25 protein-coding genes are annotated in these 23,359 nt (G+C 70.2%); 14 read left to right on the top strand and 11 right to left on the bottom strand.

Translation table 11 applies throughout. The features are described from left to right. Positions 1-3: 3 nt before the first annotated feature. The 4 genes from ABZS61_RS14530 to ABZS61_RS14515 form a co-directional block, all read right to left on the bottom strand. Positions 4-1,797 carry a glycoside hydrolase family 15 protein gene (locus tag ABZS61_RS14530; protein ID WP_356419547.1) on the bottom strand — a complete coding sequence of 598 codons (1,794 nt, stop codon included), beginning with the start codon at positions 1,795-1,797 and terminating at the stop codon, positions 4-6. 132 nt (positions 1,798-1,929) lie between these two features. Then, positions 1,930-2,724, bottom strand: coding sequence for an SURF1 family protein (locus ABZS61_RS14525; protein WP_356419544.1), 795 nt, complete (start codon positions 2,722-2,724; stop codon positions 1,930-1,932). A gap of 68 nt (positions 2,725-2,792) precedes the next feature. Next, positions 2,793-3,026: a hypothetical protein gene (locus ABZS61_RS14520; RefSeq protein ID WP_073747930.1), complete on the bottom strand. Its 234-nt coding sequence runs from the start codon at positions 3,024-3,026 to the stop codon at positions 2,793-2,795. Positions 3,027-3,090: 64 nt separating this feature from the next. Then, positions 3,091-4,092, bottom strand: a complete 1,002-nt coding sequence (locus ABZS61_RS14515) for a DEDDh family exonuclease (protein ID WP_356419540.1) — start codon at positions 4,090-4,092, stop codon at positions 3,091-3,093. A gap of 142 nt (positions 4,093-4,234) precedes the next feature. Between ABZS61_RS14515 and ABZS61_RS14510 the strand changes: the two genes are divergently transcribed. The 4 genes from ABZS61_RS14510 (at position 4,235) to ABZS61_RS14495 (ending at position 7,696) form a co-directional block, all read left to right on the top strand. Further along, positions 4,235-4,954: a VIT family protein gene (locus tag ABZS61_RS14510; RefSeq protein ID WP_356419537.1), complete on the top strand. Its 720-nt coding sequence runs from the start codon at positions 4,235-4,237 to the stop codon at positions 4,952-4,954. A 109-nt stretch (positions 4,955-5,063) separates the two neighbouring features. After that, the gene (locus ABZS61_RS14505; RefSeq protein ID WP_356419534.1) at positions 5,064-5,954 is read left to right on the top strand and encodes a sterol desaturase family protein; all 891 of its coding nucleotides are present in this window, start codon (positions 5,064-5,066) and stop codon (positions 5,952-5,954) included. Continuing rightward, positions 5,951-6,631 (top strand): lysoplasmalogenase, encoded by a 681-nt coding sequence (locus ABZS61_RS14500; protein WP_356419531.1) that lies wholly within the window; start codon positions 5,951-5,953, stop codon positions 6,629-6,631. Before ABZS61_RS14505 ends, ABZS61_RS14500 begins: the two co-directional genes overlap by 4 nt. Positions 6,632-6,652: 21 nt before the next feature. Next, positions 6,653-7,696 (top strand): zinc-dependent alcohol dehydrogenase family protein, encoded by a 1,044-nt coding sequence (locus tag ABZS61_RS14495; protein WP_356419529.1) that lies wholly within the window; start codon positions 6,653-6,655, stop codon positions 7,694-7,696. Between the two features lie 69 nt (positions 7,697-7,765). On the opposite strand, the gene ABZS61_RS14490 is transcribed toward ABZS61_RS14495, so the two are convergent. Beyond that, on the bottom strand, positions 7,766-9,295 hold the full coding sequence (locus ABZS61_RS14490) for a S8 family serine peptidase (RefSeq protein ID WP_356419526.1): 1,530 nt from the start codon (positions 9,293-9,295) through the stop codon (positions 7,766-7,768). Positions 9,296-9,597: 302 nt separating this feature from the next. Between ABZS61_RS14490 and ABZS61_RS14485 the strand changes: the two genes are divergently transcribed. From ABZS61_RS14485 to moaA, 3 genes are all read left to right on the top strand, one after another. Next, the gene (locus ABZS61_RS14485) at positions 9,598-9,963 is read left to right on the top strand and encodes a DUF485 domain-containing protein (RefSeq protein WP_356419523.1); all 366 of its coding nucleotides are present in this window, start codon (positions 9,598-9,600) and stop codon (positions 9,961-9,963) included. After that, complete coding sequence (locus ABZS61_RS14480) at positions 9,960-11,612, top strand: cation acetate symporter (protein ID WP_356419520.1); 1,653 nt, start codon at positions 9,960-9,962, stop codon at positions 11,610-11,612. Before ABZS61_RS14485 ends, ABZS61_RS14480 begins: the two co-directional genes overlap by 4 nt. Positions 11,613-11,766: 154 nt before the next feature. Next, positions 11,767-12,756, top strand: a complete 990-nt coding sequence (gene moaA / locus ABZS61_RS14475) for a GTP 3',8-cyclase MoaA (RefSeq protein WP_356419517.1) — start codon at positions 11,767-11,769, stop codon at positions 12,754-12,756. On the opposite strand, the gene ABZS61_RS14470 is transcribed toward moaA, so the two are convergent. Beyond that, positions 12,739-12,987, bottom strand: a complete 249-nt coding sequence (locus ABZS61_RS14470) for a hypothetical protein (RefSeq protein ID WP_356419514.1) — start codon at positions 12,985-12,987, stop codon at positions 12,739-12,741. The genes moaA and ABZS61_RS14470 overlap by 18 nt on opposite strands. Before the next feature lie 206 nt (positions 12,988-13,193). Further along, positions 13,194-13,571: a DUF3099 domain-containing protein gene (locus tag ABZS61_RS14465; protein WP_356419511.1), complete on the bottom strand. Its 378-nt coding sequence runs from the start codon at positions 13,569-13,571 to the stop codon at positions 13,194-13,196. 209 nt (positions 13,572-13,780) lie between these two features. Between ABZS61_RS14465 and ABZS61_RS14460 the strand changes: the two genes are divergently transcribed. Then, a complete protein-coding gene (locus ABZS61_RS14460) occupies positions 13,781-14,062 on the top strand; it encodes a GlsB/YeaQ/YmgE family stress response membrane protein (RefSeq protein ID WP_356419508.1) in 282 nt (93 codons plus the stop codon). A gap of 80 nt (positions 14,063-14,142) precedes the next feature. Here the strand turns inward: ABZS61_RS14460 and tyrS are convergent, their stop codons facing one another. The 3 genes from tyrS to ABZS61_RS14445 form a co-directional block, all read right to left on the bottom strand. Next, a complete protein-coding gene (gene tyrS / locus ABZS61_RS14455) occupies positions 14,143-15,411 on the bottom strand; it encodes a tyrosine--tRNA ligase (RefSeq protein WP_356419504.1) in 1,269 nt (422 codons plus the stop codon). A 74-nt stretch (positions 15,412-15,485) separates the two neighbouring features. Then, positions 15,486-16,880 carry a metallopeptidase TldD-related protein gene (locus tag ABZS61_RS14450; RefSeq protein WP_356419501.1) on the bottom strand — a complete coding sequence of 465 codons (1,395 nt, stop codon included), beginning with the start codon at positions 16,878-16,880 and terminating at the stop codon, positions 15,486-15,488. Further along, entirely contained in the window at positions 16,877-18,400 is a 1,524-nt protein-coding gene (locus ABZS61_RS14445; RefSeq protein ID WP_356419498.1) for a TldD/PmbA family protein, read from the bottom strand. Before ABZS61_RS14445 ends, ABZS61_RS14450 begins: the two co-directional genes overlap by 4 nt. Before the next feature lie 222 nt (positions 18,401-18,622). Here ABZS61_RS14445 and fabG point away from each other — a divergent pair, with 222 nt between their 5' ends. From fabG to ABZS61_RS14430, 3 genes are all read left to right on the top strand, one after another. Beyond that, positions 18,623-19,342 (top strand): 3-oxoacyl-[acyl-carrier-protein] reductase, encoded by a 720-nt coding sequence (gene fabG / locus ABZS61_RS14440; protein WP_356419494.1) that lies wholly within the window; start codon positions 18,623-18,625, stop codon positions 19,340-19,342. A gap of 5 nt (positions 19,343-19,347) precedes the next feature. Further along, on the top strand, positions 19,348-20,115 hold the full coding sequence (gene fabI, locus ABZS61_RS14435) for an enoyl-ACP reductase FabI (protein ID WP_356419491.1): 768 nt from the start codon (positions 19,348-19,350) through the stop codon (positions 20,113-20,115). A gap of 150 nt (positions 20,116-20,265) precedes the next feature. Beyond that, positions 20,266-20,631: a hypothetical protein gene (locus ABZS61_RS14430; protein WP_356420267.1), complete on the top strand. Its 366-nt coding sequence runs from the start codon at positions 20,266-20,268 to the stop codon at positions 20,629-20,631. Positions 20,632-20,719: 88 nt separating this feature from the next. Here ABZS61_RS14430 and ABZS61_RS14425 read toward each other — a convergent pair whose 3' ends face one another. Next, positions 20,720-21,394, bottom strand: a complete 675-nt coding sequence (locus ABZS61_RS14425) for an FCD domain-containing protein (RefSeq protein ID WP_356419488.1) — start codon at positions 21,392-21,394, stop codon at positions 20,720-20,722. Positions 21,395-21,521: 127 nt separating this feature from the next. Here ABZS61_RS14425 and ABZS61_RS14420 point away from each other — a divergent pair, with 127 nt between their 5' ends. The 3 genes from ABZS61_RS14420 (at position 21,522) to ABZS61_RS14410 (ending at position 23,355) form a co-directional block, all read left to right on the top strand. After that, positions 21,522-22,865, top strand: coding sequence for an MFS transporter (locus ABZS61_RS14420; RefSeq protein ID WP_356419485.1), 1,344 nt, complete (start codon positions 21,522-21,524; stop codon positions 22,863-22,865). 17 nt (positions 22,866-22,882) lie between these two features. Then, positions 22,883-23,002 carry an SGM_5486 family transporter-associated protein gene (locus tag ABZS61_RS14415; RefSeq protein ID WP_329212505.1) on the top strand — a complete coding sequence of 40 codons (120 nt, stop codon included), beginning with the start codon at positions 22,883-22,885 and terminating at the stop codon, positions 23,000-23,002. A 146-nt stretch (positions 23,003-23,148) separates the two neighbouring features. Further along, positions 23,149-23,355 (top strand): hypothetical protein, encoded by a 207-nt coding sequence (locus tag ABZS61_RS14410; RefSeq protein ID WP_356419482.1) that lies wholly within the window; start codon positions 23,149-23,151, stop codon positions 23,353-23,355. Positions 23,356-23,359: the final 4 nt, after the last annotated feature.

Below are 23,359 nucleotides of genomic sequence, written 5' to 3'. Positions count from 1 at the left end.
GCCCTATCCTGCCGCGTCCTGCCGGGCGAGGTCGACCGCGCTGTTCACCAGCCCGATGTGGCTGAACGCCTGCGGGTAGTTGCCGAGCTGGCGCCCGGCCACCGTGTCGTACTCCTCGGCCAGCAGCCCCACGTCGTTGCGCAGTTCCAGCAGCCGCTCGAACATTTCCTCGGCGTCGTCCGTCCTGCCGATCCGCAGCAGTGCGTCGACCAGCCAGAACGAGCAGGCGATGAACGCCCCTTCGTCGCCGGGCAGACCGTCCACGGAAACGCCCTCGGTGCTGTAGCGGCGGATCAGACCGTCGCGGGCGAGCCCGACCCGTACGGCATCGACCGTGCCGATGACCCGGGGGTCGTCGGGCGGCAGGAAGCCGGTCCGCAGGATGAGGAGGGTGGAGGCATCGAGCTCCTGGGAGCCGTAGTACTGGGTGAACGTATTGCGTACGGGGTCATAGCCCTTCTCGCACACCTCCGCGTGCACGGCGTCCCGCATCGCCCGCCAGCGGTCCGCGTCGCCCGGCAGCTCGGGGTTCTCCTCCAGGCTGAGCACCGCGCGGTCGGCGGCCACCCAGGCCATCACCTTGGAGTGGACGAAGTGGCGGCGCTGCCCGCGGACCTCCCACAGGCCCTCGTCGGGTTCGCGCCAGGTGGATTCCAGGAAGCCGAGCAGACTGAGCTGCAGGTTCCACGCGTGCGGCTTGCTGTCGAGTCCGGCCTCATGGGCCACCCTGAGCGAGTCGATGACCTCGCCGTACACATCGAGCTGCCGCTGCCGTACCGCCGCGTTGCCCGTACGCACCGGCCGGGACTGTTCGTAACCGCTCAGCCACGGGAGCTCGGATTCCGGGAGTCTGCGCTCGCCCGCGAGTCCGTACATGATCTGCAGGTCCGCCGGGTCGCCGGCGACGGCCCGCAGCAGCCAGTCCCGCCAGGCGGCCGCCTCCTCCAGGTAGCCGGCCGCGACCATGGCGGCCAGTGTGAGAGTGGAGTCCCGCAGCCAGCAGTAGCGGTAGTCCCAGTTCCGTACGCCGCCGATCTCCTCCGGCAGCGAGGTGGTGGGGGCCGCGACGATTCCGCCGGTGGGCGCGTAGGTGAGTGCCTTCAGGGTGATCAGGGAGCGGAGCACGGCTTCCCGGTGCCTGCCCTGGTAGGTGCATCGCGCCGACCACTTCGCCCAGTCGGTGAGGGTGTGCTTCAGCGCCTCGAACGGATCGATCAGCTTCGGACGCGGGGCGTGCGAAGGATGCCAGGTGAGGACGAACGCCACCTTCTCCCCCTCGGCGACGGTGAACGAGGAGCACGTGCTGAACTGCTGGCCCCAGGTCTTGACCGGCGGCTCGCTGCGCAGCCAGACGGAGTCGGGCCCGGCGACGGCCACCCGGTGGCCGTGCGAGCGGCGCATCCACGGCACCACGGAACCGAAATCGAAGCGAAGCCGCAGGACGGAGCTCATGTCGACACTGCCGCTGACCCCCTCGACGATACGCATGACGTCGGGTGCCTTGTCGCGCTGCGGCATGAAGTCGATGACCTTGACCGTGCCGGTCCTGGTCTCCCAGAACGTCTCCAGCACCAGGGAGTCGCCCGCGTACGCGCGCCGGGTGCAGGTGTCGGCGCCGCTCGTGCCCTGGGGGGCGATGCGCCAGTGGCCGTTGTCCTCGTCGCCGAGAAGGGCGGCGAAGCAGGCGCCCGAGTCGAAGCGGGGCAGGCACAGCCAGTCGACAGAACCGTTCCTGCCGACCAGGGCGGCGGTCTGGAGATCGCCGATGAGTGCGTAGTCCTCGATACGTGGGGTCACGCTCTGGCGTCTTCCCGAACCTGGGCCCCGTTAAGCAGCCCTGCCGGGCCCAACACGCCACCGTGACGCGCTACACGGAGACGGGCGCGCTCCACGGAGACGGGGTGCGGGCTACACGGAGACGAGCGTGGGCTACACGGAGACGGGCGCGGGCTCCCCGGCCGTCTCGCTCTCCCGCGCCGCCTGTTCGCGGTCGTGCTTCTCGCGCCGTACGAGAATCACCCAGCCGACGGGCACGCCGGCGGCGAAGAGCCACCACTGGACGGCGTAGGCCATGTGCGAGCCGATGGAGCTGTCGTCGGGGGCGGGGATCATCTCGGGGGTACCGTCGGCCGGTTCGGGAGCGGTCAGTTCGAGATATCCGCCGAGGACGGGCCTGCCGAGAAGCTGTGACTGCTGGGCGCTGTTGATGAGCATCACCTGGCGGTCGGGCAGACCCGCCAGGTCCTTGATGCCACTGGCGCCCGTCGTCTCGTCGGCCTTCAGCCGGCCGGTGACCGTGACCTCGCCCCGGGGCGGGGCCGGGACCTGCGGGAAGGCCTGCTGGCTGTCGGCCGAGGGAACCCACCCGCGGTTGACCAGCACGGTGCCGCCGCCCTTGAGGTCCAGCGGGGTCAGGACGTGGACGCCGATGCGCTCGTCCTTCGAGGTACGGCGCCGTACGACCACCTCGTGCGCGGTGTCGAACGTGCCGGTGGCCGTCACCGCCCGCCAGTAGTCGGAACGGGGAACGGTGTGTCCCGGGGAGGTGAGGCGGGAGACCGGGGCCGGCTTCGCCTCGAGGTTCTGCGAGATCAGCGCATTCTGCGCGACGCGGTGCTGATGCCGGTGCAGCTGCCAGAAACCGAGCTCGACCATCGTGGGAATCAGGACGAGGACGAGGAGGGTGAGAATCACCCACTGCCGGGTCAACAGGAAGCGGTACACCCCATGACCGTACAACCGGGGTCATGGGGTGCAGCACGCAGGGGTCCCCGGGGTGCCGGGGCGGACCGTCACACTTTGTCCACGATGCCCGCCCTTCCCTCGGCCCGGGCGCAGTGTCCGCCGCAGTACCAGTGGCCGTCGACCTCGACGCCCTGGCCGATCACCTGGACCCGGCAGTGCTCACAGATGGGTGCCATGCGGTGGATGGCGCAGGAGAAGCAGTCGAAGACGTGCACCGCGCCCTGCGCGTGCACCTCGAAGGACATCCCGTAGTCGTTTCCGCAAACCTCGCAACGTGCCATGCGCCACAGGGTCGGACGAGAGGACGGCGGCGGGCGAGCGGGTGGCGGGCGAGTCGCGCCCGGTTCACTCCGATGACGGCGGCGGCAGGATCCTTGAGCGCGCCGGTGCCACGTCCCGCAGCAGATGGGTGAAGGCGCTCTCCTCCAGGATCGGCGTGCCGAACGACTTCGCCTTCACCGTCTTCGACGTCGCCGCGTCCGGATCGTTGCTGACGAGCAGACTCGTGAGCCGGGAGACGCCGGTCGCCACGTGCAGGCCCGCTTCCACGGCCCGGTCCTCCAGCAGCTCGCGGTCGATCGAGGTGTCTCCGGAGAACGCCACCCGCATCCCCTGCATGAGGGGTTTGTCCGACTCGTACCGCCCCGGATTCGGGTACGGGCACGCGGGGCGCTTACGCGCGGGCCGCCAGCTGCCCTGGCCGTGCGACGCCTGGTAGCCGATGCGCGGGGTGACGGGGGAGTCGGACCACTCGGTCAGCGGCCGGCACTCCAGCAGGGGCAGCCGCATCCCGTCCCGGGCCGCCGCGTGCAGACTCGGCCGGAAGGCCTCGGCCAGCACCCGGGCATCGTCCAGCGCATGGTGCGCCCGCTGCTGCACCACGCCGAAGTGCGCGGCGAGCGACTCCAGCTTGTGGTTGGGGAGGGGGAGCCGGAGCTCCTTGGAGAGCGCGATGGTGCACAGCCGCTGCTCGACGGGCGCGATGACCGCCGCGCGCGCGTACTCCCGGGCGAGCATCGACCAGTCGAACGCCGCGTTGTGCGCGACGAGCACCCGGCCGGCGAGCCGCTCGGACAGCTGCGCGGCCACCTCCGGGAAGAGCGGTGCGCCCTCCAGGACGGCGCTGGTCAGGCCATGGATCCAGACGGGCCCCGGATCCCTCTGGGGGTTCACCAGCGTGTACCAGTGGTCCTCGACGTTGCCCAGGGCGTCCAGGCGGTAGACGGCCGCGGACACTATCCGGTCGTCGCGGGCGAGTCCCGTGGTCTCCACGTCGACGACCGCGTACCCCTGGGGGTAGGCGGTCGGCCACGGCGTTGCGGTCTGGCGGTCGTCGAGCATGGTCACAGAGAATACGGGCCGCGACCGACAGTGCCCTATTCGGGCGCCTCCGGACCGCGAACCCGGAGCGGCTGCCGAGCAGTTGGCCGAGCCGGTGGACAGGCGGGTCGGGGTGCGGTGGGCGACCTCGCGGTGAGACCCTCCCGAGGTGACGGACACACAGGCGCAGACTCACGACGAACCCCATCAAAACGGACTGGGTGTCCGGCTCAACTGGCTGCGGGCCGCGGTCCTCGGTGCCAACGACGGTGTGGTCTCCACCGCGGGCCTCGTCGTCGGCGTCGCCGGGGCGACGGATGACAGGGCCGCCCTGCTGACGGCGGGTCTGGCCGGGCTGCTCGCGGGATCCATGTCGATGGCGGCCGGCGAGTACGTATCGGTGTCCACCCAGCGCGATTCCGAGAAGGCGGCGCTGGCCACGGAGAAGCGCGAGCTGGAGGAGACCCCGGAGGCCGAACTCGTCGAACTGACCGGACTGTTGGAAGAGAAGGGGTTGAGTGCGAAGGTGGCCCGCGAGGCGGCCGTCCAGCTCACGGAGCGCGATGCGCTGCGCGCCCACGCGGAGGTCGAGCTGGGCATCGACCCGGACGAGCTGACGAACCCGTGGCACGCGGCGGGTGCGAGCTTCCTGGCGTTCACGGCGGGTGCGCTGCTGCCCCTGCTGGCGATCGTGCTGCCGCCCTCCTCGGTGCGGTTCGCGGTCACGGTGGTGTCGGTCCTCGCGGCCCTGGCGCTCACCGGTTGGTGGAGTGCGCGGCTCAGCGACGCGGCGGTGGGGCGTGCGGTGCTGCGGAACATGGGCGGGGGAGCGGTGGCGATGGCGGTGACCTACGGTGCGGGGGCGTTGCTGGGGGCTGCGGGGATCTGACGCGGACCGGCACTTGGCGGAACCCGCCAACAGCTGCTGACATCACGTCTCGCATACTTGTGGGTAACAACGTCTAGCCCCGGCCGCCCCGCAGCTCTACGGTGCTCGCATGGAGCCGAACCTGCCCGATGTCGTGCTGTGGTCGATCCCGGCCTTCGTCCTGCTCACCGTCCTCGAAATGGTGGTCCACCGGCTTCACCCGGACGAGGACGCCGCCGGGTACGACGCCAAGGACGCCGCCACCAGCGTCACCATGGGCCTCGGCAGCCTGGCCTTCGACCTGCTGTGGAAGATCCCCATCGTCGCGATCTACGCCGCGGTGTACGAACTGACCCCGCTGCGCGTACCCGTCCTGTGGTGGACGATCCTGCTGATGCTGCTCGCGCAGGACTTCTTCTACTACTGGTCCCACCGCGGCCACCACGTCATACGGATCCTCTGGGCCTGCCACGTGGTCCACCACTCCAGCCGGAAGTTCAACCTCACCACCGCGCTGCGCCAGCCCTGGACCTCGCTGACCGTCTGGCCCTTCTACGTCCCGCTCATCGCCTGCGGCGTCCACCCGGCGGCGCTCGCCTTCTGCTCCTCGGCCAATCTCGTCTACCAGTTCTGGGTGCACACCGAACGGATCGACAGGCTGCCCCGCCCCTTCGAGTACGTGCTCAACACGCCCTCGCACCACCGGGTGCACCACGCCTCCCAGGGCGGCTACCTCGACCGGAACTTCGGCGGGATCCTGATCATCTGGGACCGGCTCTTCGGCTCCTTCACCGCGGAGACCGAACGGCCCGTCTTCGGCCTCACCAAGAACATCGCCACCAGCAACCCGTTCCGCGTCGCGACCCATGAGTACGCGGCCATAGCCCGGGACGTACGGGCGGCGGACACCTGGAGCGAGCGGGCGGGCCGGGTCTTCCGCGGCCCGGGCTGGCAGCCCGCGGGCAGGGCCCCCGCAGCAGCCCCCGTACAGCCGCGCACCTCCGCGGAGCGCACCGGATGAGCCCCCGCCCCGGCGCGCCCCGGCTCGTCCGCCCGCTGCTCGCGGCCTTCCTCGCCGTCGCCGCCCTCCACCTGGCCGGGCTCCTCGCCGGTACCGACACCGTCCACCTGGCCACCAAGCCACTGCTGATGCCTCTGCTCGCCGCCTACGCCGCCGCCCGGGGAGGCCCCCGGCTGCTCATCGCCGCGCTGCTCCTCGGCTGGGGCGGGGACGTCCTGCTGATGCCCGACGCGGAGGTGGCCTTCCTCGCCGGGATGGGCTCCTTCGCCGCAGGCCACCTCTGCTACCTGTGGCTCTTCGGACGTGCCCGGGCCTCCCGCCCGGCCGGCCTCGCCTACGCCGCCGTCCTCGCGACCTTCCTCGTCCTGCTCTGGCCCGGCCTGCCCGCGGACCTGCGGATCCCGCTGACCGGCTACAGCCTGCTCCTCACCACCATGGCCTGGCGGGCCGGCATCCTCGGCCGGTACGCGACACTCGGCGGCGCGCTCTTCCTGCTCTCCGACGCGCTCATCGCGACCGGTATCGCCGACTGGCCGCAGCTGCCCGTCCACGATTTCTGGATCATGCTGACGTATCTGGCCGCGCAGTACCTGCTCACCACGGGAGCGCTCGCCAGCCCAGGTGATTCCGCCGGCCCGGCCCGCGGGGCGTACCGTGAGGGGAGTATCAGCATCTGAGACGAGCGAGGACCCCCACGCATGCGCGCCACCGTGATCCATGCCCCCCACGACATCCGCGTCGAGGAGGTACCGGACCCGACGGTCCAGCAGCCGACCGACGTGGTCCTGCGGGTCCTGCGGGCCTGTATCTGCGGCAGCGACCTGTGGGCCTACCGCGGCGAATCCGCCCGGCAGCCCGGCCAGCGCATCGGCCACGAATTCCTCGGCATCGTCGAGGAGGCGGGCTCCGCGGTCAACGGCTTCGCCGTCGGCGACCTCGTCGTCGCCCCGTTCGTCTGGTCCGACGGCACGTGCGCCTACTGCACGGAGGGCCTCACCACGTCCTGCGCCCAGGGCGGATTCTGGGGATCGGTCGGATCCGACGGCGGCCAGGGCGAGGCCGTGCGGGTCCCGTTCGCCGACGGCACCCTCGTCAAGCTGCCGGCGGCAGCCGCCTCCGACGACCGGCTGCTCACTGCGCTCCTGGCACTCTCCGACGTCCTCGGCACCGGGCACCACGCCGCGATCGGCGCGGGGGTGAAGCCCGGCAGCACCGTCGCGGTCGTCGGTGACGGTGCGGTCGGCCTGTGCGGTGTCATGGCCGCCAAGCGCCTCGGGGCCGAGCGGATCATCGCGCTGGGCCGCCACGAGGCCCGTACCGACATCGCCCGCGCCTTCGGCGCCACGGACGTCGTCGCCGAGCGCGGCGAGGCCGCCGTCGCCGCCGTGCGTGAACTGACCCGGGGCGAGGGCACCCACGGGGTGATCGAGGCGGTCGGCACCGAGCAGTCGATGCGTACGGCCCTCGGCATCGTCCGCGACGGCGGCTCCGTCGGGTACGTCGGCGTCCCGCACGGCAGCGGTACCGGACTCGACCTCGGTGTCATGTTCGACCGGAACATCGCGCTGCGCGGCGGCGTGGCCCCCGTGCGCACGTACATCCCGGAACTGCTCCCCGACGTGCTGGACGGCACGATCGACCCCTCTCCCGTCTTCGACCTGAGCATCGGACTGGACGGGGTCCCCGGTGGCTACAAGGCGATGGACGAGCGCACGGCACTCAAGGTGCTCATCAAGCCGTAGCCGCTTCCCGGAGCGCAGGAGGGGCCGGGGACTGAGTCCCCGGCCCCTCCTCACGCCTTGGCGCAGGTGTTACCTGCGGACCGCGTCGAGCGCGTCCACGACACCGGCTCCGTAGAAGCCGTTGTAGTTCGTGCCGCCCTCACAGACCGCGTCGATCGTTCCGTCACCGTTGATGTCGTACGGGGCGCCACAGGCCTTGGCGTCCGCCTGGTGCGTCAGGAGTGCCTTCACCGTGCGCGCGGAGGCGTACGGGTGGGTCGACTTGATCAGCGCCGCGACGCCCGCGACGTGCGGGGACGCCATGGACGTACCGGCCATGTAGCCGAACCCGCCGCCGGGCAGCGTGGACAGGATCAGGCCGCTGGTGGCAGGGGCTTCGGGCGTCTGGTAGATCGTCGAGTCGCCGCCCGGGGCAGCCACGTCGATGACGCCGAGACCGTAGTTGGAGTACGAGGACTTGAGGCCCTTGGCGCCGGTCGCCGAGACTGTCACGACGCCCGGGAGCTGCGTCGGGATGTCGGGGCAGAGGCTCGGGTCGATGGTCCGGGTGACCGGTTCGGTGTCGTTCGGGCTGCTCGCGTCCTCGATCGCGTCGGACGCCAGGTCGAACCGGGAGTTGCCCGAGGCCGCGACGTTCACGGTGCCCTTGCTCTCCGCGTAACGGGTCGCCCGGGTGATCGCGTCGACCAGGGCGCCCTGGTCCGGATCGTTCGTGCAGTTGAACATCCACGGGTCCGTGTAATAGCTGTTGTTCGTCACATCGACACCGTGGTCCGCGGCCCACATGAAGCCGCAGACGACCGCCTCGGTGTAGAAGAAGCCGGCCGGCGTGGACACCTTGATGCCGGAGACCTTCACGCCGGGCGCGGTGCCGGTGACGCCGACACCGTTCTTCGCCGCGGCTATGGTGCCCGCGACGTGCGTGCCGTGGGGGCTCTCACCGGCGGCGGGCCGCCAGGCGCCGTCCGTCGTGTCCGGCGCGCCGGACACACAGTTCACCGACGCCGCGCGGTCGAAGTTGGGCGCCAGGTCCGGGTGCGTGTCGTCCACACCCGTGTCGATGACGGCGACCGTGACCCTGCTGCTGCCGAGCGACTTCTGGTGCGCCTTGTCCGCCTTGATGGCGGGCAGGTCCCACTGCAGGGGCTCCAGCGGGTCCTGACCGGCCTTCGCGTCCGCCGCGGCGGCCTCGGCCTGTCCGGCCGTGAGCGGCTGCTCGACCCCCACGTCCTTGGTGGCCTGCGGGAGGATCGGGCTGGTGCGCGTGGACCCCGCCGACTGAACGCCCTTGGCCTTGCGGATCGTCGGGCCGAAGTCCGGGTTCTGCGAGTGGACGACGATGACGCCGATCCTGTCGTACGACGACACGACGGTGCCGCCGGCCTTGGCTATCGCCTTCCTCACCTGCTTGACGGTGCCGTGACCGGCCCGCGTGTTCACGACGTACGACAGCTTCGGGCCGTCGGTCGACACCGCCGCGGTCGGCTCCTGGGCCGGAGCGGCCGTCGCGGTCCCCGGAAGGAAACCGAGCGAGGCCGTGAGGGCCAGTCCGACGGGCAGCGTGAGTGCGCGTGTCCGTCTGGATGCCAGATGAGCCATGGGTTCTCCACATCATCCGTGCCTGCGGCCGGACACACGGCGTGTCCGGCCGGGTACATAACGAGTGAAGTTATCGCCGATCATGCCGCCGCATCAATGAATAAGGGCAAGTGAGTTCGAGGTGTGATCTCGGAGAGGCGTATCCGCGGAGGTGGGTCCGAGAACGGCGAATCTGCGATGAACCGCTTCGCCGTGCTCTCCGTGCCGTTGTCAGGGAGTCGCACGCCAACCCCCCACCACCCAGAGGACTCCCTGTGAAAACCACTGCCGAGACCACCGCACCCGCGTCGCGAGGAGAATCCGTGGCTACCGATGCACCGCCGCCCCCGGGCACAACGGACGACAGTCCCGCCCAGCCCACGACCGAGGCATTCCTCGAGGTGCAGAAGAGCGCGGAGTTCGCCGAACTGCGCCGCTCACAGCGCTCCTTCGCCTTTCCTCTGACCGTCGGCTTCATCGCCTGGTACCTGCTGTACGTGCTGCTGTCCAGCTACGCCGGCGGCCTCATGGGCACCGTCGTCGTCGCCAACTTCAACGTGGCCTTCGTCTTCGGCCTCGCCCAGTTCGCCACCACGTTCCTCATCGCCTGGCTCTACTCGCGCCACGCCTCGGCGAAGCTCGACCCCAAGGCGGAGGCCATCAAGTCCCGTATGGAGGCCGACGCATGAGCGCCGTATACCACTCGCACCCCGCGATCCAGCTCGCCGCCTCGTCCACGACCGAGCACCGGCCGCTGATCATCAGCCTCTTCGCGGTCTTCGTCGCCGCGACCCTGGCCATCACCGTCTGGGCGGGGCGGCAGACCAAGAGCGCCTCCGACTTCTACGCGGGCGGACGCCAGTTCACCGCCTTCCAGAACGGCCTCGCCGTCTCCGGCGACTACATGTCCGCGGCGTCCTTCCTCGGCATCGCCGGTGCCATCGCGCTCTTCGGGTACGACGGCTTCCTCTACTCCATCGGCTTCCTCGTCGCCTGGCTGGTGGCACTGCTGCTCGTCGCGGAACCGCTGCGCAACTCCGGCCGCTACACCATGGGTGACGTCCTCGCGTACCGGATGCGGCAGAGGCCGGTCCGTACCGCCGCGGGCGCCTCCACCATCGTCGTGTCGATCTTCTACCTGCTGGCGCAGATGGCGGGCGCGGGCGTCCTCGTCTCGCTGCTGCTCGGTATCACCAGCGACGCGGGCAAGATCGTCATCGTGGCGCTGGTCGGCGTGCTCATGATCCTCTACGTCACCATCGGCGGCATGAAGGGCACCACCTGGGTGCAGATGGTCAAGGCCGTGCTGCTCATCGCGGGCGCCCTGCTGATGACGTTCATGGTGCTGTGGAAGTTCAACTTCAACATCTCCGACCTGCTGGGCACCGCGGCCGAGAAGAGTCTCGCCGGACAGCAGGGCGACGCGAAGGCGTTCCTCGAGCCCGGCCTCAAGTACGGCGCGGACGCGATCACCAAGCTGGACTTCATCTCCCTCGGCATCGCCCTGGTCCTGGGAACCGCAGGTCTGCCGCACATCCTGATCCGCTTCTACACGGTGCCGACCTCCAAGGCCGCCCGGAAGTCCGTCAACTGGGCCATCGGCATCATCGGCTCCTTCTACCTGATGACGATCGCCCTCGGCTTCGGCGCCGCGGCACTGATCGGACCGGAGGAGATCAAGGCGAAGAACCCGGCGGGCAACGCGGCGGCACCCCAGCTCGCCGAGTACCTCGGCGGGGTAGGCACCACGGGCGGCGCGATCATGCTCGCTGTGATCTCGGCCGTCGCCTTCGCCACGATCCTCGCCGTCGTCGCGGGCCTCACCCTCGCGTCCTCGTCCTCCTTCGCCCATGACATCTACGCCAACGTCATCCGCAAGGGGAAGGCCACGGAGAAGGAGGAGATGCGCGCCGCGAAGTGGGCCACCGTCGCCATCGGCGTCGTCTCCATCGCCCTCGGCGCGATGGCCCGCGACCTGAACGTGGCAGGGCTCGTCGCCCTGGCCTTCGCCGTCGCCGCGTCGGCCAACCTGCCGACCATCCTCTACAGCCTCTTCTGGAAGCGGTTCACCACCCAGGGCGCGCTGTGGTCCATCTACGGCGGACTCTTCTCGTCCGTCTTCCTGGTGCTGTTCTCCCCCGTCGTCTCCGGGAAGGCCACCTCGATGTTCCCGGAGGTCGACTTCGCCTGGTTCCCCCTGGAGAACCCGGGCCTCGTCTCCATCCCGCTGGGCTTCCTGCTCGGCTGGATCGGCTCGCTCCTCTCCAAGGAGGAGCCGGACGCGGGCAAGTACGCCGAACTCGAGGTCAAGTCCCTCACCGGCGTCGGCGCCCACTGACACACGCCGCACCCCGGCGGGGCCCCGTCGTAGAGACCTACGACGGGGCCCCGCCGCAGCTCGTGTCAATCGGGCACCCTCGATGTCACAGGTCTCGCGTAGTCTCGGAGGAGTCAGACCGCAACCGCGGACACCACGGGGGAGGGGGCCCACAGTGCTCATCGACACCTACGGCAGGGTCGCCACGGACCTGCGTGTATCTCTCACCGACAAGTGCAACCTGCGCTGTACCTACTGCATGCCGGAGGAAGGCCTGCAGTGGCTGGCCAAGCAGGAACTGCTGAGTGACGACGAGATCGTCAGGCTCATCCGCATCGCCGTCACCGACCTCGGCATCCGAGAAGTCCGCTTCACCGGTGGCGAGCCGCTGCTGCGCCCCGGGCTCGTCTCCATCGTCGAACAGTGCGCCACCCTGGAGCCCCGCCCCAGGATGTCGCTCACGACCAACGGCATCGGACTCAAGCGCACCGCCGCGGCCCTGAAATCCGCAGGCCTGGACCGGGTCAACGTCTCCCTGGACACCCTGCGCCCCGATGTCTTCAAGACCCTCACCCGCCGTGACCGGCACCAGGACGTGCTGGACGGACTCGAGGCCGCCCGCGACGCCGGACTCACCCCGGTCAAGGTCAACACGGTCCTGATGCCCGGACTCAATGACGACGAGGCCCCCGAGCTCCTCGCCTGGGCTGTCGAGCACGACTACGAGCTCCGCTTCATCGAGCAGATGCCGCTCGATGCCCAGCACGGCTGGAAGCGCGACGGAATGATCACGGCCGGTGACATCCTGGAGTCGCTGCGCACCCGCTTCACCCTCACCGCCGAGGGCGAGGACGCGCGAGGGTCCGCCCCCGCCGAGCGCTGGACCGTGGACGGCGGCCCGCGCCGCGTCGGTGTCATCGCCTCCGTGACCAGGCCGTTCTGCCGTGCCTGCGACCGCACCAGGCTCACCGCCGACGGCCAGGTCCGCACGTGCCTGTTCGCCCGCGAGGAGACGGACCTGCGCGGCGCACTGCGCTCGGACGCACCGGACGAGGAGATCGCGAGAATCTGGAAGCTCGCCATGTGGGGCAAGAAGGCGGGCTCCGGACTCGACGACCCGGCCTTCCTGCAGCCCGACCGGCCGATGTCAGCGATCGGTGGCTGAGGACTCCCACTCCGCGAGGGGCACGACATCCTTCAGGAATCCTCGTACGCCGAGGAAGGAGGAGAGGTGCTCCCTGTGCTCGTCACAGGCCAGCCAGGTCTTGCGCCGCTCCGGGGTGTGCAGCTTCGGGTTGTTCCAGGCGAGCACCCACACGGCATCGGCGCGGCAGCCCTTGGCAGAACAGACAGGCGCACCGGTGGCGCTCTCGGCGGAAGTCTCGGGAAAGTTCACGGCCTCAAGCCTAAGGGCCTCGTCGACGCATCCCCGCCGGAGAAAAGGCGACGCCGAGCAGCCACGGGGGGAGCTGCCCGGCGTCGGTCCATCGCTCCGACGGGGGATGCGGAGCGCGTACGAAGTATGTCACGGGGACCGGGGTGCGGTGCACCGGAACTTCATGATTGATCTGAGGTTTTCTTGAGCTTTCCCGGCCTGCCGGATCACTCGTTCTCGCGCACGTTTTCGGTGCTGCCCGCCTGCCCGGCGTCCGGGGCCGGCTCCGAAGGTCCCGTCGCGGGAGCGGTGTCGAGAGCGGGCCGCAACGGTGCGGGCACGAACGTCGAGGGAAGCGAAGGGGCGTTCTCACGACCGGCGTTGGCGATGACCACCGCGACATAGGGGAGCAGGACCCCCAGTGCGAGCGCCACCACAGCCACATGCCTCTCGACGTTCCACAGCGTCGCCGCGAGCACCACCGAGACGGTCCGCACGGACATCGAGATGATGTAGCGCCGCTGCCTGCCACGCACATCGTCGGCAAGTCCCTGGCGGGCTCCGGTGATCCGGAAGACCTCTGTGCCGCTCTGCTTCCGCGCCATGCTCCACCACCAGATCTCTGTGCCGGGCAATCCCGGACCGGGCCGCTCCTACGGTACGCCCGGCATCCGCCGGGTTCGAGACCGGGGCATGTCCCGTCCGTCCTGATCCGTACCGCCTCACCACGTACGGACCTGTCCGGCATGCGGCGTACGTCCTCTGCGTCGAGACTGGGCGCACGTGCGCACACCGCGCCGCACGAGGAGGCGATATGGGCTGGTTGTGGGCAATCATCGTGGGATTGGTCCTGGGGCTGCTCGCCCGGGCCATCCTGCCGGGCAAGCAGGACATCCCTCTCTGGCTGACGGTCGTGTTCGGCATCCTCGGCAGCATCCTGGGCAACGCCGTGGCGACCTGGATCGGTGTCAACGAGACCAAGGGCATCGACTGGATGCGCCACCTGCTGCAGCTGATCGGCGCCGTGGCCGTCGTCGGAGTCGGAGACATGCTCTGGCAGTCGATCAGAAGCAGCCGCGGCAAACAGCGGACCTGACCCGGGAGGCACAGCACGGCGGCCGGCCACGCATCACGCGTGACCGGCCGCCGTGCCGTGCCGTGGGTGCCGTCGCCGGATCAGCCGGACGTGACCTCGACGGCCGCCAGGTTCTTCTTGCCCCGGCGCAGCACCAGCCAGCGCCCGTGCAGCAGCTCCTCGCGGGCCGGGGCGGCCTCGCCGTCCGTGACCTTCACGTTGTTCACGTAGGCCCCGCCCTCCTTGACCGTGCGGCGTGCGGCCGACTTGCTCGGCGCCAGGCCGACCTCGACCAGGAGATCCACCACCGGACCGAGCTCGGTGACCCGGGCGTGCGGAACCTCGGACAGGGCGGCGCCCAGCGTCGCTCCGTCCAGCTCGCCGAGATCACCCTGGCCGAACAGCGCCTTCGAGGCCGCGATGACCGCCGCGCACTGCGCGCCGCCGTGCACCAGCGTCGTCAGCTCCTCGGCCAGCGAACGCTGGGCCGAACGGGCCTGCGGGCGCTCCGCGGTGAGCTGCTCCAGCTCCTCGAGCTCCTCACGGCTCTTGAAGCTGAGGATGCGCATGTACGTGGAGATGTCCCGGTCGTCCACATTCAGCCAGAACTGGTAGAAGGCGTACGGGGTCGTCATCTCCGGGTCGAGCCAGACGGCCCCGCTCTCGGACTTGCCGAACTTGGTGCCGTCCGCCTTCACCATCAGCGGGGTCGCCAGCGCGTGCACGGCGGCACCCGGCTCCACGCGGTGGATCAGGTCGATCCCCGCCGTGAGGTTGCCCCACTGGTCGCTGCCGCCCTGCTGGAGGGTGCAGCCGTAGCGCCGGTACAGCTCCAGGAAGTCCATACCCTGCAACAGCTGGTAGCTGAACTCCGTGTAGCTGATGCCCTCCTGGGACTCCAGCCGGCGGGCGACCGAGTCCTTGGTGAGCATCTTGTTGACCCGGAAGTGCTTGCCGATGTCCCGCAGGAACTCGATCGCGGACAGGCCCGCGGTCCAGTCCAGGTTGTTCACCATCGTCGCGGAGTTCGGACCCTCGAAGGCGAGGAAGGGCTCGATCTGGCCGCGCAGCCGCTGGACCCACGCGGCGATGGTCTCCGGGTCGTTCAGCGTGCGCTCCGCGGTCGGCCGCGGGTCACCGATCTGGCCGGTGGCCCCGCCGACCAGAGCGAGCGGCTTCAGCCCGGCCTGCTGGAGCCGGCGCATGGTGAGCACCTGCACCAGGTGCCCGACGTGCAGACTCGCCGCGGTCGGGTCGAACCCGCAATAGAACGTGACCGGGCCGTCCGCGAGAGCCTTGCGCAGTGCGTCCTCGTCAGTGGACTGGGCGAACAGCCCACGCCACTTCAGCTCGTCGACGATGTCCGTCACGGTCTTTTCGCTCCTTGTGGGGTCGACATGGGTCGAGATGCGATCGATGGAATGTGCGGTTCAGTCTAGGACGGTCAGACGCCCCGGCTGACCGAGCTCATGTGGAAATCGGGGATCCGCAGCGCGGGCATGGCGGCCCGGGTGAAGTAGTCGCCCCACTCGCGCGGCAGCGTCTTCTCCGTGCGGCCCGCCTCCGACGCCCGGGACAGCAGATCGACCGGCGACTCGTTGAACCGGAAGTTGTTCACCTCGCCGAGGACCTCTCCGTCCTCCACCAGATAGACCCCGTCCCGGGTCAGGCCGGTCAGCAGCAGTGTCGCCGGATCCACCTCCCGGATGTACCACATGCAGGTCAGCAGCAGGGCCCGGCCGGTCGTGGCGGCCACCATCTCCTCCAGCGAGCGCTTGCCGCCGCCGTCCAGCACCAGGTTGTCCACCGCCGGGGCCAGCGGCAGGTCCGTAAGCCCCGCGGAGTGCCGCGTCGTGGTCAGCCGCTCCAGCTTGCCCTCCCTGACCCAGTCCGTGGGCGCCAGCGGCAGGCCGTTGTCGAAGACGGAGGCGTCGTCGCCGGACGCGTGGGCGATCACGAACGGTGCGGACTCCAGGCCCGGCTCGTGCGGGTCGCTGCGCAGGGTCAGCGGCAGGGCGGAGAGCTTCTCACCGAGCCGCGTACCGCCTCCCGGCCTGGAGAAGACCGTCCGGCCCTCCGCGGCGTCCCGGGCGCTCGACGACCAGAACTGGTAGATCAGCAGGTCGGCCACCGCGGTCGGCGGCAGCAGCGTCTCGTACCGGCCGGCCGGCAGCTCGATCCGGCGCTCGGCCCAGCCCAGCCGCTGTGCGAGTTCCGCGTCCAGGACCGCCGGGTCGACGTCCGTGAAGTCCCGGGTCGCCCGTCCCGCCCAGGCGGACCGGGTGCGGTCGGGCGACTTGGCGTTCAGCTCCAGCGTCCCGTTCGGCTGGTCGTGGCGCAGCCGCAGCCCCGTCGACGTACCCAGGTAGGTCGAGGTCATCTCGTGGTTGGCGAAGCCGTACAGCTCACGGCCGCCGGAGCGGGCGCGCGCGAAGGCGTCACCGAGCGCCGGGGCGAAGGCGGCGAAGACATCGGAGCCCGTCTCCGCGGGGGCGTCCGTGAAGGCGGCGGACACCGGCACCCCGGAGACGAGCGGCTGCGCGTCCTCCGCCGGCCCGGCCCCGCGCGCGGCGGCCTCGGCGGCCCGTACGAGCGGTTCCAGGTCGTCGGCGGTGACGGCGGAGCGGGACACCACACCGGACGCCGTCCCCCGGGCGCCGTCCACGGTCGCGATCACGGTCAGGGTCCGGCCGCGCGTCACCCCGTTCGTGGTGAGCGCGTTGCCGGCCCAGCGCAGGTTGGCGGAGGAGTTCTCGTCCGCGATGACCACGCAGCCATCGGTGGTGGACAGTTCGAGTGCGCGCTCGACGATCTCGTACGGCTTGCTGACGCGGCTCATCGCCCGGCCTCCTGCGTCGTGTTGAGGATGTTCACGCCTCGGAAGAGGGCGGAGGGGCAGCCGTGCGAGACGGCGGCGACCTGGCCCGGCTGGGCCTTGCCGCAGTTGAACGCGCCGCCCAGGACATAGGTCTGCGGCCCGCCGACCTTCTCCATCGAGCCCCAGAAGTCCGTGGTCGTCGCCTGGTACGCCACGTCCCGCAACTGGCCGGCCAGCTTGCCGTTCTCGATGCGGAAGAACCGCTGCCCGGTGAACTGGAAGTTGTAGCGCTGCATGTCGATCGACCAGGACCGGTCGCCGACGACGTAGATCCCGCGCTCCACCCCGCCGATCAGGTCCTCCGTGGACAGCCCGCCCGGATCTGCCTGCAGCGACACGTTCGCCATGCGCTGTACGGGGACGTGGCCCGGCGAGTCCGCGTACGCGCAGCCGTTGGACCGGCCGAGACCGGTCAGCTTCGCGATCCGCCGGTCCGTCTGGTAGCCCACCAGCGTCCCGTCCTTGACCAGGTCCCACGCCTGCGCCTCGACGCCTTCGTCGTCGTACCCGATCGTGGCGAGCCCGTGCTCGGCGGTGCGGTCGCCCGTCACGTTCATCACGGGGGAGCCGTACGCCAGCTTCCCCAGCTGGTCGAACGTGGCGAACGACGTACCGGCGTACGCGGCCTCGTAGCCCAGCGCCCGGTCCAGTTCGGTGGCGTGGCCGATCGACTCGTGGATGGTCAGCCACAGGTTGGACGGGTCGACGACCAGGTCGTACGTCCCCGCCTCGACGCTCGGCGCCCGCATCTTCTCGGCCAGCAGCCCCGGGATCCGCTCCAGTTCGGCGTCCCAGTCCCAGCCGGTGCCGGTGAGGTACTCCCAACCCCGGCCCACCGGTGGTGCGATGGTCCGCATCGAGTCGAACTCACCGGTCGTGGAGTCCACGGCCACCGCGGTCAGCTGCGGGTGCACGCGCACGCGCTGCTGCGTGGTGACGGTCCCCGACGTGTCCGCGTAGAACTTGTTCTCGTGGACGGTCATCAGCGAGGCGTCCACATGCGCGACCCCGTCAGCCGCCAGCAGCCGAGAGCTCCACTCCGCGAGCAGCCCGGCCTTCTCCTCGTCCGGTACGGAGAAGGGGTCGATCTCGTACGCCGAGACCCAGCTCCGCTCTCCGTGCACCGGCTCGTCCGCCAGCTCGACACGCTCGTCGGATCCTGCCGACGCGATCACCTTCGCCGACAGCTTCGCCATGGCGACGGCCTGCGAGGCCACCTTCGCCGCGGCGTCCATCGTCAGGTCCACCCCGGAAGCGAACCCCCACGCACCGCCGTGCACCACCCGCACCGCGTAGCCGAGGTCGGTGGTGTCCGAGGTCCCGGAGGGCCGGGCGTCCCGCAGCCGCCAGGAGGCGCCCCGTACCCGTTCGAACCGGAAGTCGGCGTGCACCGCGCCGAGCGCCCGCGCGCGGGCGAGCGCCGCATCGGCGAGGGCACGCAACGGCAGGGCCAGGAACGACTGATCTACCTCGTGGGCCACGCGGGCCTCCCCTTCTCCACCTCTGGAAAATGTCTCCGCAGTGAATCATGGGGGGTTCCGGGGCCCGGTGCGCCGGATTTTACGTGTCCGGCCCCCCGGAGGTTCGTTCTGTAGGGATCCGACAGTCGCGGCACTGCGGCGCTGTCACAGGACGATTCTCGTTATCCGGCACGGTACCGATAGGTTTTCGATGTACCAGACCGCCAAGGAAAGGGTGATCCGTTGAGCCGCTCGGTTCTCGTCACCGGAGGAAACCGGGGCATCGGCCTCGCCATCGCCCGCGCCTTCGCCGACAACGGCGACAAGGTCGCGATCACCTACCGTTCCGGAGAGCCGCCCCAGGCGCTCGCCGACGCGGGCTGCCTCGCGGTCCGGTGCGACATCACCGACACCGAGCAGGTGGAGCAGGCCTACAAGGAGATCGAGGAGAAGCACGGTCCCGTGGAGGTGCTGGTCGCCAACGCCGGTATCACCAAGGACCAGTTGCTGATGCGGATGTCCGAGGAAGACTTCACGTCGGTACTCGACACCAACCTCACCGGCACCTTCAGGGTCGTCAAGCGAGCCAACCGTGCGATGCTGCGCGCGAAGAAGGGCCGCGTCGTCCTCATCTCCTCCGTCGTCGGCCTCCTCGGCTCGGCGGGCCAGGCCAACTACGCGGCCTCCAAGGCGGGCCTGGTCGGTTTCGCCCGGTCGCTGGCCCGTGAGCTCGGCTCGCGCAACATCACGTTCAACGTCGTCGCACCCGGGTTTGTCGACACCGACATGACACAGGCGCTCACCGATGAGCAGCGCAAGGACATCGTGTCCCAGGTGCCGCTCGGCCGCTACGCGCAGCCCGATGAGATCGCCGCCGCGGTGCGCTTCCTCGCGTCCGACGACGCGTCGTACATCACTGGAGCCGTCATCCCCGTTGACGGCGGATTGGGCATGGGTCACTGATCACCATGAGCGGAATTCTCGACGGCAAGCGCATCCTCATCACGGGTGTGCTGATGGAGTCGTCCATCGCGTTCCACACCGCGAAGGTGGCACAGGAGCAGGGCGCCGAGGTCATCCTGACGGCGTTCCCCAGGCCGACACTGACCGAGCGCATCGCCAGGAAGCTGCCCGAGCCGGCCAAGGTCATCGAGCTGGACGTGACCAACGACGAGCACCTGGACCGGCTCGCGGGCCTGGTCAAGGAGGAGCTCGGTTCGCTGGACGGTGTCGTGCACTCCATCGGCTTCGCGCCGCAGGACGCGCTCGGCGGCAACTTCCTCAACACCCCGTTCGAGTCCGTCGCCACCGCGATGCACGTCTCGGCGTTCTCGCTGAAGTCCCTCGCCATGGCCTGCAAGCCCTTGATGAACGACGGCGGCTCGATCGTCGGCCTCACCTTCGACGCGCAGTTCGCCTGGCCCCAGTACGACTGGATGGGCCCGGCCAAGGCGGCGCTGGAGGCCACCTCCCGCTACCTCGCCCGTGACCTGGGCAAGGACAGCATCCGCTGCAACCTGATCTCGGCCGGACCGCTCGCTTCCATGGCCGCCAAGTCCATCCCGGGCTTCGGCGAGCTCGCGGACGTCTGGAACCACCGCTCCCCGCTCGAGTGGGACATGGCCGACCCGGCGCCGGCCGGCCGCGGTGTCGTGGCGCTGCTCTCGGACTTCTTCCCGAAGACGACGGGCGAGATCATCCACGTCGACGGTGGCGTGCACATGATGGGCGCCTGAGTACCGCAGACCGCTCACGGCCGCGTACCGCCCCCTCGCGAGGGGGCGGTACGCGGCCGTCGTGCGTCTCAGGTCGAAAAGATGGTCGATCCACCGCAGAATGTGGAGGAACCGGACTTTTGGTCAGGCTGTGGGGAGGAGATCGCCGTGCTGCGCTCCACACGTCGCCGAACCTGGGCCCTCGTGGCCGCAGCGGCTGCCGTCGCCGGTCTCCTCGCGCCGGTCGCCGTGAACGCGGCGAACCGGGCGGGGTCCGGGGCCGCCGCACCCCTCGCACCGGCCCCGGAACCCTCGGGCGCCGAGTGCCGTACGTCGGTCGACGGCTCCCGGGTCGTCGCCTACTGCCACAACCCGGACTCCACCACCGACCACGTCCAGCTCCACACCGAGTGCGCCCGCTGGTGGGACGTCGACGCGGACGGAGAGGCTGTCGTGGTCCAGCCGGGGCGGACGGTGCGCCTCGAGGACCGGTGCTGGAAAGAGGTCGGCTCGGCCTGGGTCAGTCACGGGTCCTGAGGGCCTCGTGCAGCTGGATGGGCCTTGAGGGCACGTGCAACCGGAGGGCCGTGAGGGCTTCGTGCACCGGAGCCCCGTACTCAGGGCTTCAGACCCGGTCCCTCAGGCAGTTCAGCGCATGGCCGGCGGCTTCGGCGGCGGCCGTCTCGGCATCTCCCGCCCGGATCGCCTCAACCAGTCGTGCGTGGTCCATGTACTCCTCGGGGCGCAGCTCCGAGCCCACGTCGTCGCGCAGGTAGTCGCGGAGCAGGTCGTTCAGGTCGGCGTACAGCTCGGTCAGTACGTCGTTGTGCGAGGCGGCGACCACCGCGAGGTGCAGCGTCGCGTCGGCGGCGACGAAGGCCTCCGCGTCCCCGGCGGCCCAGGTGGCCTCACGCCGCGCCATCAGCGCGTCCATCTGGCGCAGATCCCGCTCCGTACGCCGGGCGGCGGCCAGCCGGGCCGCCGAGGACTCCAGCGTGGAGCGCAGCTCGGCGACGTGGCGCGGGTCGGCGTCGGCGAAGCGGCGGTGCATCACGCCGGCGAGCTCGCTCGTGGCGACGACGTACGTCCCCGACCCCTGCCGGATGTCCAGGAGGCCGTTGTGCGCCAGTGCGCGCACCGCCTCGCGCACGGTGTTGCGGGCGACCCCCAGCTGCTCGACCAGCTCGGGCTCGGTGGGAATGCGTGAGCCCACGGGCCACTCGCCCGAAGTGATCTGATTTCTCAGCTGGGCAATCACCTGGTCGGCGAGAGCCGAACGCCGCGGAGACGTCAGCGCCATGGTGCTCCTTGCTCGGGGTCCTTGGGACGGGGTCTGGTCGTGCTGTGCGGAGCGGGTGCCGGAAGTGTCTCAGGAGAGACGGCCCGGAGTGGACAACCAATCATCCCATGATTCTATGATGGGCCTCATGCTCGACGACGAAACCCGGCCCCTGAGCCCCGCTGCCAACCGGAGCGCAACCATCCCGAGCGCCCCCGCCTCCCGGGCCGCCATCCCCGGACCCGGACCCGGACCCGTACCGGGAACGGGAACGGGAGCGGCACCGGGCTCGGCATCGGGCCCCGCCCCGTGGCTGCTGCGCCTGGTCGTCGTCGGCCTCGTCCTTGCCGCGCTCAATCTGCGGCCCGCCATCACCAGCCTCGGCCCGCTCCTGGAGGAGGTGCGGGACGGGCTGCACATGAGCGGCAGCGTCGCCGGAGTCCTCACCTCCGTACCGCCGCTCTGCTTCGCGCTCTTCGGCTTCATGGCGCCGCGGCTCGCCCGCCGGTTCGGGCCGGGTGCCGTCGTCTGCGCGGGCATGGTCGCCATCACGGCGGGTCTCCTGATCCGCCCCTTCGTCGGCAGCACCGCGGGGTTCCTCGCCGCCAGCGCCCTCGCACTGATGGGCATCGCCGTCAGCAACGTCCTGATGCCCGTCATCGTCAAGCGCTGGTTCCCCGACCGCGTCGGGAGCATGACCGGCCTCTACTCGATGGCCCTCGCCCTCGGCACCGCGCTCGCGGCAGCCGTCACCGTGCCCATGACCGATGCGCTGGGCGGCAGTTGGAAGACCGGGCTGGCCGTCTGGGCCGCACTCGCCGCAGCGGCGATCCTGCCCTGGGCAGCGCTCGTACGGGACCGCGGCAGCGCCCACGGAGGGCCGGCCGACAGGCACAGGCAGCAGGCCCCCGCCCTCAGGATCACCCGCAGCCGCACTTCCTGGGCACTCGCCTGCTTCTTCGGCCTCCAGGCCACGGCCGCGTACATCACCATGGGCTGGATGCCGCAGATCTTCCGCGACGCGGGGATCCCGGCAGGCACCGCCGGGATCCTGCTCGCCGTGACCATGGCCATGGGCGTACCCCTCGCCTTCGTGATCCCCCGGGCGGCCGCCCGTCTGAAGAACCAGGGCCCGATCGTCCTCGTCCTGGGCGGCTGCGGCCTCATCGGCTACGCGGGGCTCTACCTCGCCCCCGCCGGCGGCGCCTGGCTCTGGGCACTGCTGCTCGGCATCGCCAACTGCGCCTTCCCGCTCGCGCTCACCATGATCGGCATGCGCTCGCGCACCGGTGCGGGCGTGGTCAGGCTCTCCGCGTTCGCCCAGTCCACCGGCTACCTGCTCTCGATCCCCGGCCCGCTGCTCGTCGGCGTGCTCTACCAGCACAGCGGCGGCTGGGGCCTGCCGATCGCCCTGATGGCGGGGCTCATGGTGCCGCAGATGGTGGCGGGAGTGCTGGCAGGACGGGACCGGACGATCGAGGACGAGTGCTGAGATGCGAGACTGGACCCATGCCAGTGCTCGATCCGAATCCTCAGAACGGCCAGAAGAAGTTTCTCCTCGTCCTCGGGGCGATGCTTCTCATCGGTGTCGTCATCAGTGTCATCGCCACGATCGCCTCGCCCTCCTAGCGGCTCGCGCGAGCGAGGGTGGTGCTAGCCCCACCATCCCTTAGGGGGCCAGGTTCAGGGTCGAGTGGGTGGGCCACCGGATGGGACCCACGCCCCGCGCTCCGTAGGTTCTAGGTATTCAGTGCCGAGGACCCACGGAGGCGGACATGTCGGCCCGTATGCACCCCCGGACCCACCGCCCGGCCACGGACAGCGTCGAGATCCGGCTGCCGTGGTGGGCCGTCGCGCTGCCCGCCGTCGCCTTCGCCGCCCTCCTCCTGCTGATCGTGGGACCGGGCCAGGCGCACGCCGCCACCGGGGATCCCGCGATCGGGCGACTGCTCGGGCGCGTCCTGGAGCTGCTCGCCGCCTGACCGG

This window comes from Streptomyces sp. NPDC005566 (assembly GCF_040605575.1).
Classification (GTDB): domain Bacteria; phylum Actinomycetota; class Actinomycetes; order Streptomycetales; family Streptomycetaceae; genus Streptomyces.
This window is presented reverse-complemented; position numbering and strand designations above follow the sequence as displayed.